The sequence below is a fragment of the Candidatus Pelagibacter sp. HIMB1542 genome (assembly GCF_052047835.1).
GTDB lineage: Bacteria > Pseudomonadota > Alphaproteobacteria > Pelagibacterales > Pelagibacteraceae > Pelagibacter.
In genome coordinates this window covers 119954-136996 of sequence record NZ_JBNAJB010000002.1, presented here as the reverse complement: position 1 = coordinate 136996, position 17043 = coordinate 119954, and the positions used below count along the sequence as shown (strand labels likewise).

The following is a 17043-nucleotide window of genomic DNA, read 5'->3' as shown; positions in this document are numbered from 1 at the left end:
AACAATATATCTTTAAATCCAATTATAAAAGACTGATCCTAGATATGGATATAGTGCTGAAGCTATGACAATAAAACACCCATATGGAATTTGAAAATCTTTATCTTTTTTGTAAACATAAATAATAATTAGACCAACAATAGCTCCAGTAATTGCTGAGCTTGCTAAAATTAAATAAATTGATTTTATTCCAAGCCAAATACCAACCATTAAAAATAATTTTGCATCTCCTAACCCCATGCCTTCAACTTTTCTAATTTTAAAGAATAAAAATCTAATAATATAAATAATTAAATAACCAATTATCCCACCGATGATAGAGCTTAATATACTCACATCAAAAGGATTAAACTTGAAAAAGGTAAAAACTAACCCAAGAACAGAAAGTGGAATTGTGATTTTATCTAAAATTAAATAATATTTTAAATCAGTAAAAAAAATTATTAACAATCCTGAATAAAAAATAATATAAGCTAAAGTTTTAAAACTAATTCCGTGTAAACTATAAGCGTAGACAAATAAGCATGCCGTTAAAATCTCTACTATAAGATAACTTACACTTATTTTACTTTTGCAATTTTTACATTCACCAAGATTAGCTATGTATGAGATGATCGGAATATTGAGATAAAAAGGTATTTTATATTTACAAATTATGCAAAATGATCGTTTTGCGACAACATCTAAATCATTAGGAAGTCTATAAATACAGACATTATAAAAACTACCAAAGATTGATCCAATAATAAACAGAGAAAGGGTAAGCACTTACCTTTTAAATTTTATTTTATCTCCATCGTCATCATCTCTTTTGATGCTAGGGTTTGTTTCCTCAGTTTCTTTGTTTTCTGTTTCTGCATTCTCAGATTGTTGCTGAGGTTCTTCGTTTGGAGCAAGATCCACGTTCTCACTTGCTTGAGGCTCAGGTTCCTGAACAGTTTCTGGCTCTGAGCTTACTTCAGCTGCATTTGCACCAGTTACATTTTTAATTTTAAAAATTTTATCTAAGTGAGCTAATTTAATTACTTTCATGACCTCATTGCTCACATCAGTTAGAAAAAATTCTTTTGATTTACTTTTTGAAAGTTGCATACCTTCAACTAATGCAGCTATTCCTGAAGAGTCTATGTAGTTCACCTTTGACAGCTGAACTTCAATTGTCTTAACATTATCAATTAAATCTTTTATATTATCTCTTAATTCGGGTGAACTATCTAAATCAACTTCACCAGTAACAAACAATTTTCCTACATTTCCATTAATTTTTTGTTCGATAGACATATGTATTTTTTTATATTATTAGTTTTAAATTACAACATATGATTATCGACTGTATTTGCGGAAAAAAAAAATTTAAGTTAGCTGACGGAGTTATGCCACAACAGGGCTCAAAAGTTAGATGTGGCTCATGTTCTGAGGTATGGTTTTATCATCCAGATCAAGGTAACAATCCAATCAATCAAGAGGATAATTTTAATGAAGAGCAAAATTCTTTAATAGAAAATGAGAATGATATTGGAGAAAATAAAGAAATTGATGATTTCGCTGCAACAACTCAATCTGAAGTACAAGAAACTGAAAATGTAAATCAAACATCTAGTTTAGAGGACCCAGAAGATTTATTGTCCACGCCTGAAGATAAATTGTCTGAGGAGGAAGTTGGAAATGACAACTTTGATGAAATAAAAAAAGAAAACCCAGAGAGTATTTCAAACTTTAAAATATTTACAGATGAAGATCAAAATGACCTTCCATCAAAAGAACAGATGGATAAAAATTTAGATGAATACAAAGTTGATAGAGATAAAAATCTAAATTTTTTTCAAAAATTATTTAAAAAGGACAGAATTAAAGAGGCAAAAAAATCTTTAGAAAAAGAGCAGCAACTGCAAGAACAATCTGAGCAAGAGTTAAATAAAGGAAGAAGAGCTAGATTGCTCACTTATCTACTTTTATTGTTATTAATAGTTTTTTCTGTTTTAATTGTTCCATTTAGAGATCAGGTAGGAATGGCATTTCCGTTTATGGAAAGGTATCTAGAGTTTTTAATACCTATGTATGATTATATTAAAGGACCTTTAGGACTAAGTTAGGTAGATACTTTAATTTTCAGTTTCTTGCTTTTCCTTTTCAGCTAATTTTTCTTCTTCAGCCTTAAATATTTCAATTATTTTTGACTTATCTTTTAATAATTTTTCTTTACCAGGAAAAACATAAACTCCGATTTTTCCATTAGCCAGTACTTTATCAGAGTTAGCATTTTCTCTAGAAATTTTTTCCTCGATAATATTTATTTTAAATTCACTCTCTGCAATTTTGTTTTTTAAATAAGTTAAGTTTTGAAAAGTGCTTAAGAACTGATACTCAATGTAATTAATTGAATATTTCTCACCTAATGGATCAGCTTGACTTTCATTTAAGCTATTAATTTGCACATTAAATTCACTTGCAATTCCTGAAATAGAATTTTTGAAATTTTGAAATTCAGTTGGAGACATAAACATCATTATTTCTTTAATGTATTCATATTCACTTTTATTCACGTCTTTACCAACTTTAGCCATTTCAATAATGATTTTGTCAGACTCTTCTTGGATACTCCCTGTATTAGCTAAAAGTTTGCTTTGCTTAGAAAGTTGAAGTGAAGTGTAAATTTCACCTATCAAAAATGCCAAAAAAGCAAAAATCATTACGGTAAAACCTACGACAACAAATTTTGATTTATCTTTAATAGATTCGTCTTCGACTGTTTTTGATTTATTTTTTCCTAATCCAAACATTATAAATTTTTACTATCATTTATAGATTTGATAAAATGTAAATGATTCGTACGTATAAATTTATTATATGAAAAAAACTCCAATTTACATCAAAAAAACTCTTGATGAAATTAGGCTTGAGTTACTAAAAGATAAAAAACTTAAACTATCAAGACAGCTTTATGTGCAAAAACTCAAGGAAATTTTCAACGATCAAGTAATTGATCTTAAGGATGGCATGGAAGCAAAGATGTCATCAACAGGAACAGATAAAACCGTTGTAGTTTCATCGTCTCAAGATACAACCGCAAAACCAAAATCAACTCCAAGAAGTAATAATAGTGAAAAAATTATTTTTCTTAATAATGAAATTGTTGATCAAAATTTAAGCGAAGTAGATGAAGCTAATAATGATTTGTCTAATTTTGGAAATGTTGATGAAAATATTATTGAACTCAAAGATGAAGTTGCTGACATTAATAATCAAAAAATAATAGATTTAATTGAAGAAGTAGATGATATCATTAATTTAACTGATGAAGTTGCAGAAACTGTTGTGAATGCTCAAGAAGCTGATTATGAAAAATCTGCAAATGGTGAGGTAATTAAAGAAGAAGTAAAAAGTTCTCAAATATTCTCTAACGAACAGTTGGAGATGTTAAATGCAAAAATAAACGATTTAGATCTAGGTAGTTCTGAACTTACAGAAAAATTAGATGAGTTATTAAATCAGAAAAACCTATTCTCTGAAAAATTTAATGATGAACTTGATACAAAACTAACTGAGGCACTTACCAGATCAGAAGAAAGCATTGAAAATAAACTTAATAACATTAACGAAAGTTACCACCAAGAGTTTGAAAAATATGAGGATGAAGCAAACAAAAATTTTGCAAATTTAGAGGATCAAATTGGTAATTTAAATAATCAATTTGATGACATCCAAAATAATATCAATTCTATTTCAACTAAAATAGATGATAGCATTAGACAATTGAATGATCCTCAAAAATTAAATGAAAATGTAAATTTAGAAAAACGATTTGAAGATAAAATAAATGATTTAAAAGATTACAATTTAAAAATCGAAAATTCATTAAATAGTCTAAATAATAAAATTGATGAGACTTTAGACAACATCTCAACTTATAGAAACGAAGCCACTCAAAAAATTGAAGAGTTAAATCAAAAAGTTCAAAATATAGAGCCGGAGTTGTTTAATAAAATTGAAGAAAAACAAAAAAATAAAAGCGAGTCTGAAAAGCTTCAAGATAAATTTGATCAAATGTCAAAAATTATGGATATGCAAAATATGAGAATGTTGCAGATGTATCATTCATCTGAGTTGCAACATAGTCACTCTATATTGCAAAAAAACATGGAAGCCAGAAATACAGTACCAGAGCAAAAATCTTTTAATCCCGAATTAATTTCAGAGGAAATAAAAAAAGAGTTTTTCCCAAAAATTCAAAAAGAAATGGATAAACAATTCAACTTGTTAAAAGAACAATTATCTGAGTATGAAATAAAAAGTATTTTAGATAAAATTGGCTCAACAGATTTGAATAAAGAATTTAAAAAACCAATTAAAAAGTTTTCAAATTTAGTTGATGCAAAAAAATATGTTAAAAATTCAATTTCAAAAAAATCAAGAGAATGGATAAAACATAATGAGTTTATGATTGATGAAATTGCAAAAAAATTAATAGGTTAGAAATTTTTTTATCAAACTAATTATATAAAAATTAATTAATATCAGCAAAATTTTAGTATTCATTTTACTTTCACTCTCATAACGTCTGTTAAAATTTATTGGAACATCTTTAGCTTTCAATTTTGTTTTTGAGTTAATTAATATATCAGCTAGGATTTTAAATCCCTTACCAAAAAATCTTTTCTTGTTTTTTAGATAAATATCCTTTTTAAATAGAAAAAAACCACTCATTGGATCTTTTGTTTGAATATTAAAAATTTTAAAAAAAAATATTAAAAATATTGAAGCAAATCTTCTTGTCTCAGATAAACCTTTATTTTTTCCCGATGTTAGTTTTCGAACTCCTATAACAATATCCTGTCCTTTGTTAAATTCCTTAAGCATCTGAGGAATATATTTTGGATCATGTTGTAAATCAGCGTCTAAAATAAGAATATTTTTAAATTTAGCTTTTTCAATTCCATCAAAACAAGATTGGGTAAGATCTCTTTTTTTTCTTCTTAAGATTGGATTAAAAAATTTGTATTTTTTAGCTAAATTTAAGAGTATTTTTTTACTTTGATCAGTTGAATTATCATCAACGAAAATAATTTCAAATTTAGTTTTTTTTGTATGCTCAATGATTTTTAAAGTTAAAGGTTCAATATTTTTTTCTTCATTAAGTGCAGGAGCAATTATGCTTAATTCATTACTCATTTGTATTAGCAATTAAATTATTAGCTGTTTCTCTTAAAAAAGGATTTATTTCAATAGCATCCTTATATAATTGTGTAGCCTCTTTATTTAGTCCAAGTTTTTTAAGCGTTATAGCTGCATTGTAAAGTGCTGTTGCGTGCAGGGGGTTAATTACATTTGCTGTTTTAAAATTTTCTAAGGCTTTGTCATAGTTTTTTTGATAAAAATTAATTTTTCCAAGTTCAAAATATAAGTCATCAATTGGTGGATCTAAAAATGTAACTTTTTTCCCTGAAGCTTCTAATTGCTTTTTAATTTTATCATATTGTTTAAAAATTTTTTTTATTTCATTTTCAGCTTTTTGATATTCTTCATTAAAAACATAAAATCTTGCTAATTTAAAAATTCCATAAGGTTTATCTTTAAATTGTTTTTCAAATTCGTCTTCAAAAAATTTAATACCCACCTCGTTTTCTTCGTGAATGAAATATCTTAAAAATTCTAATATAACTTCGTCAAATTTAGTATTTAATTGATAAAACTGATAAAGATTAAATTTATAAGCCGTCCAGTCATTATTTTTTACAGCATTTCTCATTGGAACCGAAAATGAATATCTATGAACATTTTTAGGACTTTTCTCATCTGTTTCAGTCATAAAAGTATAGTTATCAATATAAACTTTGCTTCTGTCATACAAAATAAAAATACAAGAAAATAGTATTAAACAGTAAAAACTCAGAGCTAATGTTTTTTTGTAAAGATGATTAGATAAATTTTTTAAAATCCAAAAAAATATTATTGAAATTGCAACAACTGATGAATATTGATATCTCTCAGCTAAATTTGAAATTAGTGGAAAACCTTTATCAACCATTCCAAAAATAACAGGCAATGTTAAACTTGCAATGATCCAAAAAACAGTAATTAATAGAATTGGATCTTTCTTATTAAAAAATAAATATGTCGCAAAAATTGAATAAATTATAAAGAGGGTAAATAAAATAATGGATAAATTTAAGTCATAGTTTGTTGCATAAACATAAATATGTTCAAAAGGATAAAATAATCCAATTAAATAAAATTTTGATGAAGTAAAAAAATAAAATAATAAATCATTAAAACTGTCGTAGAAAAAAATATCATTTTTCTCAGTGAAAACACTTCTTAAATAATAGTAAACAAAAAATGTTACACATAGTAGAATAAAAACATCAAAATTTTTTTTAAAATTTTCTTTTAAATTTATTTGATGAAAATTGAGCAAAAAGATTGTTAGTGGAATTAAACCAGCTAAATAGATGGTCATTAGTTTTGAACACAATGACAGAAAAAATAATAATGCTATAAATAAATAATTAATAAATTTTTTATCATAGGCATTGTTTAGACAATAAATAAAAGTTAAAAGTCCAAAGAATAATGCTAAACTTTCATTACGGGTAGTTATATTAAAAATAATTTGTGAAGTAATAGGGTGAAATAAAAATATTAAAGAACTTAGAAAAATTAAAATATTATCTCTTAAATTACTCTCAATTCTTAAAATTTTCTTTATAAACAAATAAACTAAAAAACTATTTGTTACGTGCAAAAAAATATTTGTAAATTTAGCTATTTTTGTATTTAATATTTCAATCCCACTAAAGTTAAATAAAAAGGTTAAAAAATTATCTAATTCATGTGTTAAAAAATACACAGGATAAAAATGAAATTTTGCATATAAAAAACTAGATATAAGTTTTGCATCTCCAGGGGATCTTGTGAATTGATCTAGTAAAGCATCATCATCATAGGTTCTCCCGTAATCTAATGTGTGTTTAAAAAAAAATATAAAAAGTCCAAATGCAATTAGATAAATACAATACTCAAATATTTTATTTTGAGAGTTTGTTAGCTTCATATTTTTCTTAATAATTAAGTTTTAAATAATTTAAACCGGAATAAATTTAATTATTAATTTAACAATTTTTGACTCTGCCACTTAGTTTTCCTCAATATTTCTTGTATAATACCCCCAAATTGGGTGTATAAAAAATTTAAATAGCTATTTAAGTTAGCTATTTTTTATAGTTTACATAGTAAAGAATATTGGTAGAAGAACCTCATATATATATATATAATTCTAGAATATAGGAAAAACATAATTATGAAAAAAACACTACAAAAAGGTTTCTCACTTGTAGAGCTTCTAGTTGTTGTTGCAATTATTGGAGTTTTAGCAGGTGTTGGAATTGTGGGTTATCAAAGTTACACTGACTCTGCAAAAAGTAGAGTTGCGGTAGCTAACTTTAACTCAGTAAAAAGATTTGTTGAAACAGAGCTAACTCTGCTTAACAACAATATCCAAACAGTATCTGGAGCAATAAGCGCTGGATCTGACTGTTCCTCTCTTCAGGCATACACTGTTTACAGTGATAATCTAGGAGACTTTATTAAGGGACTAACTTGTTACTTTGGCACTGATGGATATGGGAATGCATTTAAAAACCCGTATGATGCTGCAGGTGGAAATCAAATTGTTTACAATTCTGCTGCTGCTGATGTGAAAAAGGGTCAGATTAACATAGCCCATTTTACAGCTGAAGATTATACGCAAAATGGTGCGGTAATTCCTTCAGGCGGATTGTTCTCATCTGCTGGAACTTCAGGATATTTTTACGTGGAATATTACACTGCAGATGGTGCAGCAGGAAGTGAAGGAGAATATAAAGCTAAAGAATTTCAACTTAAATAATTTTAAAATAAGTTAAAATTAAAATTTAAAAAAAACCCCTCTAATATTTATTAGAGGGGTTTTTTTTTATTCTGTAAATTGTCCAAAAAAAGAAGATAGTAAAAATAAAAATTAACGTAAATATACTTAAATAATTAAAAAATATTTGAAGTTTTAAATGTTTAAATTCAAAAGGTTCATAATTTAAAAACTTTATTAGTTCGTCTTTTTGATCAACTTTAAATAAGAAGTTTTTTTCACAATTATTTCCTTCTGGATTTAAATAACATGAGGGATTAATAAAATTTAAATTTTCATTTATTACAAGTAAAGGATCGCCTTGATAAAATCTTAACTTAAGTTTTTTTTCAGTATTTAATGTCGTCGTGTTATTTTCTTCAGAACCATCGTATATTTTGTATTCATTAAATTTTATTTTTGAAACTATAGGTTTAAGTAATTTTAAATCATAGCCTAAAATAGGAAAATAACAGTATTGAATAGACTGATTATTTAAAAAGTAATGATGCTCATATGGACGAGAATAACTAGTTTCATCATTAACAATTGAAAGAACTTTTTCGATTTTAAAATCATCAACGTTATCTTTTGTAACATTATAATTAAGCAGTATATCCAATTCTGAATATCTAAAAATTTTATTTAATTTATTCCTATCAAATGAAATATTTTGAATAATAATAATTGATATAAATAAAAATGTTATCAAATTGTATTTTTTAAAAGAAATCTTATCAAACATCATTGCTGTAAGGATTGAAAATAACAGAATAAATGGAGTAAGCTTTCTAAGTGACAACCAGTCTGTTGTCATAAAAGGAATTTTTCCAACTAAAGAACCGAGAAATGTATTGGAGAAATTTAATAAAATTATTACAAAAACTGCAATTATTAGTACCAAACTAAACAATAATTTAAATTTATCCTTTGTAATTTCTGGAACACTTCTTAAGTAAATAACTAGGATTATCAAAGGAACAATCGATAAGTTAAATGACAATTCTTCAATTGATAAAAGAACATCAAATTTAGCAACATCATTTCCAATAGCTTCTTTAGGTGATAAGAAAAAAAAATCAAAAAAAACAGAAATAAAATGTCGAATGCTCTTAAAGTATAGAATCGACACATCTCGCTCTAATTCACCAACAAATGACCATCCAGCATAAATTTTTGAGGATGAAATCATTAGGCCAATTAAAACAGCTACAGATACATCGAATATAATTTTAAAATTTTTGAAATTGATTATGTGTAATACTGTTAGAAAAAAAACAAAAATTAAAATTTCAATAACAATTCTTGTTCCACCGCTGTGCATGATCATTGCAAAGATTAACCCAGCACATGAGATTAAAAATAATGAAGATATTTTATTTCGATTATTTAAGGATATTGCGCATAAGAAGAAAAAAAATGGAACTACGTAATATAAACCCCAAGCAATATGACCAGACAAATAATGAAAAGCAAAACAATGGTTAAACAAAAATATTGTTGAACCAATTAAAGACGCATTATTAGATAGTTTAAAAATATTTCTTAAAACTAAGAAAAAACCATAAAAACCAATTAATGAATATAAAAAGAAAATAACTTTGAATGTAGTTAATGGTTTTAAAAACAAAAATAAAAATTGAACTGGCGAATAAAATTCTGATTCTGGGTTTGAATATAAGGGCAATCCACAACAAACATGTGGAGTGAACCAAGGAACATCCAATCCATTTTTAAAAAACCAGATTTTACCAAATATTAACCTTGATAATGCAGATTGAAAATCAAAATGGTGTTTTTCAAAATCTAAATAGGATAGGAAAATAATCTGATGAATTAAAAAGATTAAAACTCCTGATAAAAATAATACTAGTTTTGATTTATCTTTTAAAATAAGCATATTTTAATATTTTTAGATTTATCTCATAAAAATTCTTTATTGAAACTTTGAAATTTTTACTAAACTTAAGCTTTTCATAAAAATCAAATAAAATTTTATATTTATGCTGATCAATTATATTTAATGAACTAAATATTTCTTGATGTGTCATAAATTCTGAAATGTTATTATTTTCTTTTCTAAGTTTTTTAAAAAATAATGAAAATAAAAATTTTTTTGAATTAATGAAAGTAAGAACTTTGAAAGTGTAAATAACAAAAATTGAAAAAAAAATAATAATTAGGAAATATTTATAGTTATTAGTTTTTGTTAACTTTTCTTTAATAAAATTTGATCTCGATTTCTCATTATATCTAACAAAACTATTAGTCCATATATAGTTTATGTATTCAAAATAAATTCCAATTTTATTAATATTCATTTGTCCAGTTTCAAAATCATTTGTTTTTGATGTATTGAAGCTATCAAAATTGTTGTTGTTTGAATTTAAAATATTATTACTAGGAACAGATAATGTCGGATCATACAACACCCAATCATCATTTATAAATATTTCCACCCAAGAGTGAGCATCTTGTTGTTTGAATGTATAGAAATCCCCAATTTCATTATAAGATCCACCATAATAACCAGTGACTATTCTAGATGGTATGCCTGCTAATCTTGCAAGTATCGCAAAGGTTCCAGCATAATATTCGCAATAACCATTTTTAGTGTTGAAAAAAAAGTTTGCATAATCATTGCCTTGAGCTCCAGGGGTTAGACTGTAATAAAAATCATTAGTCTTAAACTCATTCAAAATTTTATTTAAATACTCATTAGCATTTTTTGATTCTTCATAATTTGTTTTTGCCCATTGTTTCAATTTAGGAGAAATATTTTTAGGCAAAAGTGTATAATACTTCAAAATATTATTTTGAAATGTAACATCTTTTTTATCATAAATTAATTTGTATGATTTTTTATTACTTAAAATTTCTTTAGAAGTGAGTGTATTATTAATTAAATTTAAATCTAAATTGGAATTATTAAAATTGTAATCTGCTAATTTAGGTAGCCAGTTTTTTTCATGTGGAAACATTATTAATGAAGCATCAACACTTTCGTTTCTGACATGATTAGAGACTCTAAAACTATTCTTAAATTGTGAGAGTAATATTCTATATTCTGAATTTAACCAATCTTTATTAGTATTTAACTTATCAAACACCTTAACCCTGAAGTAATACTTTTGATTATTATCTTGATTATTAATCTTAAATATAAAAACATTTTCTTCACTACCTGATATATTGTGAAATGAACCTAGGCTGATTTCGTCAGGTATACCCAATTGATTTTTCTTGGTTTCAAATAGTTTTATATTTAATTCTGCTCTTGGAAAAATAAAGTACACAATTGCAATGATAGGAATAATGCTAATTGCAAATATAAAATATTTAATAAGATTATTTAAATTTAGTCTTAATATCTTAGTTTGATTTAGTGAATAAAGATGAATGATTGATAATATAATTATCCCAAGAGAGAGTAGTGAGCTTATTAAGTCTTGACCATAGACAAGTGAACTTACAGCTAAAAATACACAAGTATATCCAAAAAAATAATGATTTTCTTTATTTTCAATTTCAGAATATTTTAGAAAGGCTAAACCCAAAATTAAATTTATAAAATATTCTTTAGATAACGTTTGATCATTTAAAATAAATAAGATGCAAACTGTAGATATAGCCAAAACAGAACTGAATACCTTTTTATATTTATAGTTGAAGCTTTTTTGAAGAATAGCAAAAACGTATAAGATAATAAAAAAAAGATTTGTTATTAGGTCAACTTCATCAATTAAAAGTAAATAGCTTGATGTTAATATAATCAAAGCATTAAAATTATAATTTAATAAATTTAGTCTAAACATTTGCAAGGTAAGTTAAGAGTTTGTTTCTATGTTCTAAAGAGCAAGCGATCGTAGAAATAAAATCTTTATTTTTTAATAAAAATGGTTTTTTTAAATTATAAAAATATTCAATCAAATAGCTGGCATAAGAAAGTTTTTTTTCAAAACTATCATTATTCAATTTTTGTAGGTCTATAGTTACATGTTGTAAATTGTTAGAAAACTTGAATTTTTTTTCGTAAAGCTTTTTTTTAATTGATGAGTGTTTCCATGAAATTTTAGATAAATTAGTATTTTCTTTATTTTCTTCAATTTTATCAAATTCATAGTCAAAACCTTCATCATTATTCAGCTGATATAGTTGTTCAAAAATTTCATTTGAGGGTTTAATTGGCTCTGGGTAAATAGTTAGATATTCTCTAAAAGAAACATTTGTGAAAGTTTTTATAATACCAAAAGGGAATTGAGAGTGAATATCCAAAGTTGGGGCTTTAACATTGCCTCTTTTATTAAATTTATGCTTTAAATTTATATTAATTTTATTTTTGATATCTGCTTTGACACTATCTTTTCCTAAATCAAAATTAATATTAAGTCTTTCTCTTTTATGTTTATCACTAATTAGGTATCTTAAATTTACAATTTTATTAGCTGGGTGAAGTTTATCATTAATATATAAATCTAAATTGAGTAAGTTTTGATAAGAGATTAGAATTGAGATGAAATAAATAAAAAATAAAATAATTGATAAGAGCAGTGCAAAATTATTTTGATAAAAAATAGCTACTGAAAAACAAAAAAATATTAAAGCTGCAATTTGAAACCCCCTTAAATTTGGAAAGATATATAAATTTTTTCTACTGATAGTGTTAAGATATTTTAGAGATTTTTTTAAAAAAAACTTTTTCCAAAAACTATTTTTCATCAGGTAGAGGAACTTTCTTTAGAACTTCATTTTTCATAAATTCAATAAATTCGTTTTTTTTAACAATATTCAATCGATGACGAAGTATGTAAGGAAGGACATCCTTAATTTCTTGATATGTTACATATTTATTTGAGTTTAAGTAACTTAATGATTTTGAAAGACTGATTGTTTGTTTTAAGCATCTTGGAGAAATATGAATATTATTAAAACTATTCTTTATAAATTGAGAGACGTTATCTAAATATTCAATTACATTGTCATTGATATTAATCTGGCTAATATCTTTGATAGTTTGATCAAATGAAAAATTTGATTTAATTGAATTATTGCTTATCTCGTTTTTTAGTAATTCTATTCTTTGATCTTTGCTTAGTTCCTCTAAAGAAAATGAAATAGTAAAACGATCTAATTGTGATTCTGGTAATAAAGAAGTACCTGATAAATCTGATGGATTTTGTGTTGCAATAACAGAAAAAGGAATTGGGAGATTAAAGGTGTCCTTATCAATTGTTACTGTTTTTTCCTCCATAGACTCTAGAAAAGCACTTTGTGTTTTTGGACTTGCACGATTTAACTCGTCTGCGAGAACTATGTTTGTAAATATTGGACCTTTGTTAACAACAAATTCATTATTTTTTAAGAATGTGTATCCAATTATATCACTTGGTAATAAATCAGATGTAAATTGAATTCTTTTAAATTTTAAATTCATTGCATTTGTTAAAGATTTTGCAAAAGTAGTTTTTCCTGTTCCTGGAAGATCCTCAATTAATATATGTCCTCCACTTAAAATTGTAGCTATAGAAATTTTAATCTTGAATTCATTTCCAATTATATTGGTTGAAATGGTGTCTATTAATTCTTTAATCATTTTGATTTTGTGAAATAAATATTTTTGCTCTTCGATATAATATAACTATCAATTACTTCAAGATTTGAATTTATTATTTTTGTTTTATCTGGAGTAAGATTAATAAAAACAAAATAACAATGTCTTTTTATTAATTTTAGCTTTTCAACTATTTTTTTTAAATCATCTCTTTTTTTGAGAGGATCATTAAGAATAAATAAATTGTAGCTTTTTGAATTTAAATCAAAGTCTAAAATATTTTGATTAAGAATGTTTATTCTTTCATTTTCTAATGATTTAGATATTTGATAAATATCTTCATCCAACTCAATACCATCAATTTTGTATTGATTTATTTTACCAAAAAAATATAGCACTTTCCCATAACCCGATCCAAGATCACAAATTAAATTAATATTTTTTTTTTCAATGAAAGTTTTTATTCTTTTTAAGAATGTGAATGGACATGGAATAGAGTCTGATAAAAAGTTGCTTTTTAGATACTTGAAATTATTTAGATTTTTATCGTATTTAAAATTGAATAAAATTTCATTTATAATTATTGGAATAGTATAAAAATGATAATTTAAAATTATATGATACAAGGCTCTAATGTTATTTAACATTTTAAATTAAATATATTGTAATGGGAAATCTATCAATAGTATTAAGTTCTTACAACGAAGTAGAAAATATTAAATTTGCAATTGATGCATTGGTTAATCAGAGCGTTGTTAAAGAAATAATAATAATTGATGATAATTCATCTGATGGAACAGTTGATATTTTAAAAAAATACAATCATCCAAAAATAAAATTTGTAGTTAGAAAAAACATCAGAGGTTTCGCTAGTGCTTTTATTGATGGTATTAAACTATGTTCTGGAGAGTATATTTTAAGATTTGATATTGATATGTTCAATAGTATTGATCATTTTATTAAAACTTTTGAAAATATTAAAAATGAAGATTGTATAATATTTTCTAGATATGTTGAAAACGCTTTAGATCAAAGAAGTAAATATAGAAAATTACCAAGTTTAGTAATTAACAAATTATGTCAGTTGCTTCTTTATTCACAAGTTAAAGACTACACAAGTTGTATAATAATATTTAAAAGAAACATTTTAATTGATATTTTTCCAAGGAATACTTTTTATGCAAATTTCATCATTGATTTTATTTTTGAGATAAAAAAAAATAATAAAATAATAAAAGAAGTTCCATTTATTCAAGAAAAAAATACTGAATTAAACAGTAAATCAGCACCAAGTATTTTAAAATTTTTAACTAATGGTTTATACTATCTTATTTCAATATTAAGGTGTTCATTAAATAAATAAAAAATAAATGTATTTTAAAATTCAAAATATAAAAATTGGTAGAGAAACTGTTGCTAAGGTTTTTAAGTATAAAAAGACAAAATTTAAAGGAATTGAATTTTTCACTCCAAAATTAGAAAATTTCCAGATTGGTTTAATGAATCATCCAAAAAATCATGTGATTAACCCTCATTTTCATATTAATAGAAAAAAAACAATTAAGCATATGTCTGAATTGTTAATTATATATTCAGGTAAATTGAAAGTTTATTTTTATAATAAAAACAAAAGTAGAGCCAAAAGTTTGATTTTAAATAAAAAAGACATGATTTTACTTATTTCAGGAGGTCATGGTTTTAAGGTTTTAGAAAAAGTAGAAATGCTTGAAATAAAACAAGGTCCATTTTTAGGTGATCAAGATAAAATTAGATTAAAAAAACTTTGAAAAAATTCATCCCAGTAAATGAACCGTTGATTACAAATTCTGATGTTTTGTCAGTTAGTAAAGTTATGAAGAGTGGTTGGATTTCTTCAGAGGGCCCCAATGTCAAATTGTTTGAAAAAAAATTTGCTAAATATATTGGTCACAAAAATGCTGTTGCTGTTTCAAGTGGTACGGCGGCATTAGAAGTAGCTATTAAATCATTGAATTTGAAAAAAGGAGATGAGGTTATTGCTCCAAACTTTACAATAATTTCAAGTACATTAGCTGTGATAAAAGAGGGTTTAAAGATTAAATTTATAGATTGTGATTTATATGATTGGAATATGAATTTGGATAAAACAATCAAATCAATAACAAAAAAAACAAAAGCAATAATTGCAACCCATATTTATAATTTCCCTTTTAGAATTGATATACTCAAAAAGATTTGTGAAAAAAAAAATATAATCTTAATTGAAGATACTGCAGAAGTTTTAGGTCAAAAAATATTTAATAAAAAATGTGGCAGTTTTGGAGATATTAGCACTTTCAGTTTTTATGCAAATAAGCAAATTACTACGGGGGAGGGTGGAATGATAACTACCAATAACGCAAAGTTAGCTGAAAAAATGAAAAGTTTAAGGAACCTAGCATTTGGAAAAAAAGATAGATTTAATCATGATGAAATTGGTTGGAATTATAGAATGTCCAACATTCAGGCGACACTGGGCTTAAGTCAATTAAAAAGAATTAATCAAATAATTAAAATACGTCACTCAAATGGAAAGAGATTTTATCTAAATTTATCTAAAAATAAAAATATCTATATACCTGGACCTAAAAATAGTTATTCAAAAAATATTTACTGGGTTATTGGCTTATTAATTATGAATAAATCTTTAAAGATTGATTCAAAAAAAATTGCTAAAAAATTAAACGAATATGGAATTGGGACACGCCCTTTTTTTTGGCCAATGCATAAACAAAAAGTTTTGAAGAGTCTGCGTTTAAGTAAATCAAAAAACTTTAAAAATTCAGAATATTTATGTAAATATGGGTTTTATTTACCATCTAGTTTGACTTTAAAAAATAAAGAAATTGACTATATCTGTGGTGTCGTAAATAAAATATTAAGATAGAATTTATGGACCGAATTAGTTTTAAAATTAAAATCCAAGAAGGTTTCTCTCTTGTCGAACTTTTAGTGGTAGTTGCAATTATTGGTGTGTTGGCTGGCGTTGGTGTTGTTGGCTATCAAAGCTATGTAGATTCAACTAGATTAAAAGTATTAGAGCAAAACTATACAACAATTACAAAATATATGGACACAGAAACTATTATTATTCAAAATGACCTTGGAAGTGCAACTCCTGAATATGATGATGGGGGTAATTTAACAGGTGACATGGTTAATTCTGACACCACTTGTAAACAATTCTTAATTTCAATGAAAAATTATTTCTTAGGTGGCGGAACAGATAATTCTAAATTTAAGAATCCATGGAAACCCAATAAAACAAGTATTACAATTGATAATGAAGCTTGGGGTAATCATAAACGAGGTCAAATTCAAATGTTCTGTTATAAATCTACAGGAGGATATGGTTCAGGTGGTGGTTGTCCGATGGCAAAAGCTAGATTTAGAGTGATCATTCATAGAGATACAGGAGATTATTCTCATAAATCAATTGGTGGTAAATATTTTGGAAGTAGTGCTGCGGATGGTCAAGCAGATTGTGGTTGGAATTTATCAGATCATGGTGCATGGCATACAGGTGCAGATGCTATTGATACTGACGCAGATTACGATTAATAATAGAGAGCTTTAAATCTTTTAATATTTT

17 protein-coding genes are annotated in these 17043 nt (G+C 25.3%); 7 read left to right on the top strand and 10 right to left on the bottom strand.

Annotation, left to right across the window (positions count from 1 at the left end):
* Window positions 1-12: 12 nt before the first annotated feature.
* Window positions 13-768 carry a prepilin peptidase gene (locus ACTTBI_RS05055; protein WP_440652948.1) on the bottom strand — a complete coding sequence of 252 codons (756 nt, stop codon included), beginning with the start codon at window positions 766-768 and terminating at the stop codon, window positions 13-15.
* On the bottom strand, window positions 769-1281 hold the full coding sequence (locus ACTTBI_RS05050) for an STAS domain-containing protein (RefSeq protein ID WP_440652947.1): 513 nt from the start codon (window positions 1279-1281) through the stop codon (window positions 769-771).
* Window positions 1282-1319: 38 nt separating this feature from the next.
* On the opposite strand from ACTTBI_RS05050, the gene ACTTBI_RS05045 reads away from it, so the two are divergent.
* Window positions 1320-2093, top strand: a complete 774-nt coding sequence (locus ACTTBI_RS05045; protein ID WP_440652945.1) for a hypothetical protein — start codon at window positions 1320-1322, stop codon at window positions 2091-2093.
* A 9-nt stretch (window positions 2094-2102) separates the two neighbouring features.
* Here the strand turns inward: ACTTBI_RS05045 and ACTTBI_RS05040 are convergent, their stop codons facing one another.
* Complete coding sequence (locus ACTTBI_RS05040) at window positions 2103-2780, bottom strand: hypothetical protein (RefSeq protein WP_440652944.1); 678 nt, start codon at window positions 2778-2780, stop codon at window positions 2103-2105.
* 67 nt (window positions 2781-2847) lie between these two features.
* On the opposite strand from ACTTBI_RS05040, the gene ACTTBI_RS05035 reads away from it, so the two are divergent.
* Window positions 2848-4473, top strand: a complete 1626-nt coding sequence (locus ACTTBI_RS05035) for a hypothetical protein (RefSeq protein ID WP_440652942.1) — start codon at window positions 2848-2850, stop codon at window positions 4471-4473.
* Here ACTTBI_RS05035 and ACTTBI_RS05030 read toward each other — a convergent pair.
* Both ACTTBI_RS05030 and ACTTBI_RS05025 read right to left on the bottom strand, forming a co-directional pair.
* Window positions 4462-5169, bottom strand: a complete 708-nt coding sequence (locus ACTTBI_RS05030) for a glycosyltransferase (protein WP_440652940.1) — start codon at window positions 5167-5169, stop codon at window positions 4462-4464. The two genes, ACTTBI_RS05035 and ACTTBI_RS05030, sit on opposite strands and share 12 nt — an antisense overlap.
* Window positions 5162-7051, bottom strand: coding sequence for a tetratricopeptide repeat protein (locus tag ACTTBI_RS05025; RefSeq protein ID WP_440652939.1), 1890 nt, complete (start codon window positions 7049-7051; stop codon window positions 5162-5164). Before ACTTBI_RS05025 ends, ACTTBI_RS05030 begins: the two co-directional genes overlap by 8 nt.
* A 246-nt stretch (window positions 7052-7297) precedes the next feature.
* Here ACTTBI_RS05025 and ACTTBI_RS05020 point away from each other — a divergent pair, with 246 nt between their 5' ends.
* Window positions 7298-7885: a pilin gene (locus tag ACTTBI_RS05020; protein WP_440613846.1), complete on the top strand. Its 588-nt coding sequence runs from the start codon at window positions 7298-7300 to the stop codon at window positions 7883-7885.
* Window positions 7886-7925: 40 nt separating this feature from the next.
* On the opposite strand, the gene ACTTBI_RS05015 is transcribed toward ACTTBI_RS05020, so the two are convergent.
* Genes ACTTBI_RS05015 through ACTTBI_RS04995 form a run of 5 tightly spaced genes read right to left on the bottom strand, consistent with a single transcriptional unit; the run spans window position 7926 to window position 14080 of the window.
* The gene (locus tag ACTTBI_RS05015; RefSeq protein ID WP_440652938.1) at window positions 7926-9782 is read right to left on the bottom strand and encodes a hypothetical protein; all 1857 of its coding nucleotides are present in this window, start codon (window positions 9780-9782) and stop codon (window positions 7926-7928) included.
* Window positions 9763-11697: a transglutaminase family protein gene (locus ACTTBI_RS05010; RefSeq protein ID WP_440652937.1), complete on the bottom strand. Its 1935-nt coding sequence runs from the start codon at window positions 11695-11697 to the stop codon at window positions 9763-9765. Before ACTTBI_RS05010 ends, ACTTBI_RS05015 begins: the two co-directional genes overlap by 20 nt.
* The gene (locus ACTTBI_RS05005) at window positions 11690-12601 is read right to left on the bottom strand and encodes a hypothetical protein (RefSeq protein WP_440652936.1); all 912 of its coding nucleotides are present in this window, start codon (window positions 12599-12601) and stop codon (window positions 11690-11692) included. Before ACTTBI_RS05005 ends, ACTTBI_RS05010 begins: the two co-directional genes overlap by 8 nt.
* Window positions 12591-13475, bottom strand: coding sequence for an AAA family ATPase (locus ACTTBI_RS05000; protein ID WP_440652934.1), 885 nt, complete (start codon window positions 13473-13475; stop codon window positions 12591-12593). The genes ACTTBI_RS05005 and ACTTBI_RS05000 overlap by 11 nt, the downstream gene beginning before the upstream one ends.
* The gene (locus ACTTBI_RS04995) at window positions 13472-14080 is read right to left on the bottom strand and encodes a class I SAM-dependent methyltransferase (RefSeq protein WP_440652933.1); all 609 of its coding nucleotides are present in this window, start codon (window positions 14078-14080) and stop codon (window positions 13472-13474) included. The genes ACTTBI_RS05000 and ACTTBI_RS04995 overlap by 4 nt, the downstream gene beginning before the upstream one ends.
* 20 nt (window positions 14081-14100) lie before the next feature.
* On the opposite strand from ACTTBI_RS04995, the gene ACTTBI_RS04990 reads away from it, so the two are divergent.
* The 4 genes from ACTTBI_RS04990 to ACTTBI_RS04975 are packed head-to-tail and all read left to right on the top strand — an operon-like array spanning window position 14101 to window position 17012.
* The gene (locus ACTTBI_RS04990) at window positions 14101-14796 is read left to right on the top strand and encodes a glycosyltransferase (protein WP_440652931.1); all 696 of its coding nucleotides are present in this window, start codon (window positions 14101-14103) and stop codon (window positions 14794-14796) included.
* Window positions 14797-14803: 7 nt separating this feature from the next.
* The gene (locus ACTTBI_RS04985; protein WP_440652930.1) at window positions 14804-15220 is read left to right on the top strand and encodes a hypothetical protein; all 417 of its coding nucleotides are present in this window, start codon (window positions 14804-14806) and stop codon (window positions 15218-15220) included.
* Complete coding sequence (locus ACTTBI_RS04980; protein WP_440652928.1) at window positions 15217-16338, top strand: DegT/DnrJ/EryC1/StrS family aminotransferase; 1122 nt, start codon at window positions 15217-15219, stop codon at window positions 16336-16338. Before ACTTBI_RS04985 ends, ACTTBI_RS04980 begins: the two co-directional genes overlap by 4 nt.
* Before the next feature lie 5 nt (window positions 16339-16343).
* A complete protein-coding gene (locus tag ACTTBI_RS04975; RefSeq protein ID WP_440652927.1) occupies window positions 16344-17012 on the top strand; it encodes a prepilin-type N-terminal cleavage/methylation domain-containing protein in 669 nt (222 codons plus the stop codon).
* The last annotated feature ends 31 nt before the right edge of the window (window positions 17013-17043 follow it).

What these genes read in the sequence shown, in the direction of transcription:
- ACTTBI_RS05050 (WP_440652947.1), bottom strand. Translation starts at nt 1,281, where the DNA reads ATGTCTATCGAACAAAAAATTAATGGAAATGTAGGAAAATTGTTTGTT.
- ACTTBI_RS05045 (WP_440652945.1), top strand. Translation starts at nt 1,320, where the DNA reads ATGATTATCGACTGTATTTGCGGAAAAAAAAAATTTAAGTTAGCTGAC.
- ACTTBI_RS05040 (WP_440652944.1), bottom strand. Translation starts at nt 2,780, where the DNA reads ATGTTTGGATTAGGAAAAAATAAATCAAAAACAGTCGAAGACGAATCT.
- ACTTBI_RS05035 (WP_440652942.1), top strand. Translation starts at nt 2,848, where the DNA reads ATGAAAAAAACTCCAATTTACATCAAAAAAACTCTTGATGAAATTAGG.
- ACTTBI_RS05030 (WP_440652940.1), bottom strand. Translation starts at nt 5,169, where the DNA reads ATGAGTAATGAATTAAGCATAATTGCTCCTGCACTTAATGAAGAAAAA.
- ACTTBI_RS05025 (WP_440652939.1), bottom strand. Translation starts at nt 7,051, where the DNA reads ATGAAGCTAACAAACTCTCAAAATAAAATATTTGAGTATTGTATTTAT.
- ACTTBI_RS05020 (WP_440613846.1), top strand. Translation starts at nt 7,298, where the DNA reads ATGAAAAAAACACTACAAAAAGGTTTCTCACTTGTAGAGCTTCTAGTT.
- ACTTBI_RS05015 (WP_440652938.1), bottom strand. Translation starts at nt 9,782, where the DNA reads ATGCTTATTTTAAAAGATAAATCAAAACTAGTATTATTTTTATCAGGA.
- ACTTBI_RS05010 (WP_440652937.1), bottom strand. Translation starts at nt 11,697, where the DNA reads ATGTTTAGACTAAATTTATTAAATTATAATTTTAATGCTTTGATTATA.
- ACTTBI_RS05005 (WP_440652936.1), bottom strand. Translation starts at nt 12,601, where the DNA reads ATGAAAAATAGTTTTTGGAAAAAGTTTTTTTTAAAAAAATCTCTAAAA.
- ACTTBI_RS05000 (WP_440652934.1), bottom strand. Translation starts at nt 13,475, where the DNA reads ATGATTAAAGAATTAATAGACACCATTTCAACCAATATAATTGGAAAT.
- ACTTBI_RS04995 (WP_440652933.1), bottom strand. Translation starts at nt 14,080, where the DNA reads ATGTTAAATAACATTAGAGCCTTGTATCATATAATTTTAAATTATCAT.
- ACTTBI_RS04990 (WP_440652931.1), top strand. Translation starts at nt 14,101, where the DNA reads ATGGGAAATCTATCAATAGTATTAAGTTCTTACAACGAAGTAGAAAAT.
- ACTTBI_RS04985 (WP_440652930.1), top strand. Translation starts at nt 14,804, where the DNA reads ATGTATTTTAAAATTCAAAATATAAAAATTGGTAGAGAAACTGTTGCT.
- ACTTBI_RS04975 (WP_440652927.1), top strand. Translation starts at nt 16,344, where the DNA reads ATGGACCGAATTAGTTTTAAAATTAAAATCCAAGAAGGTTTCTCTCTT.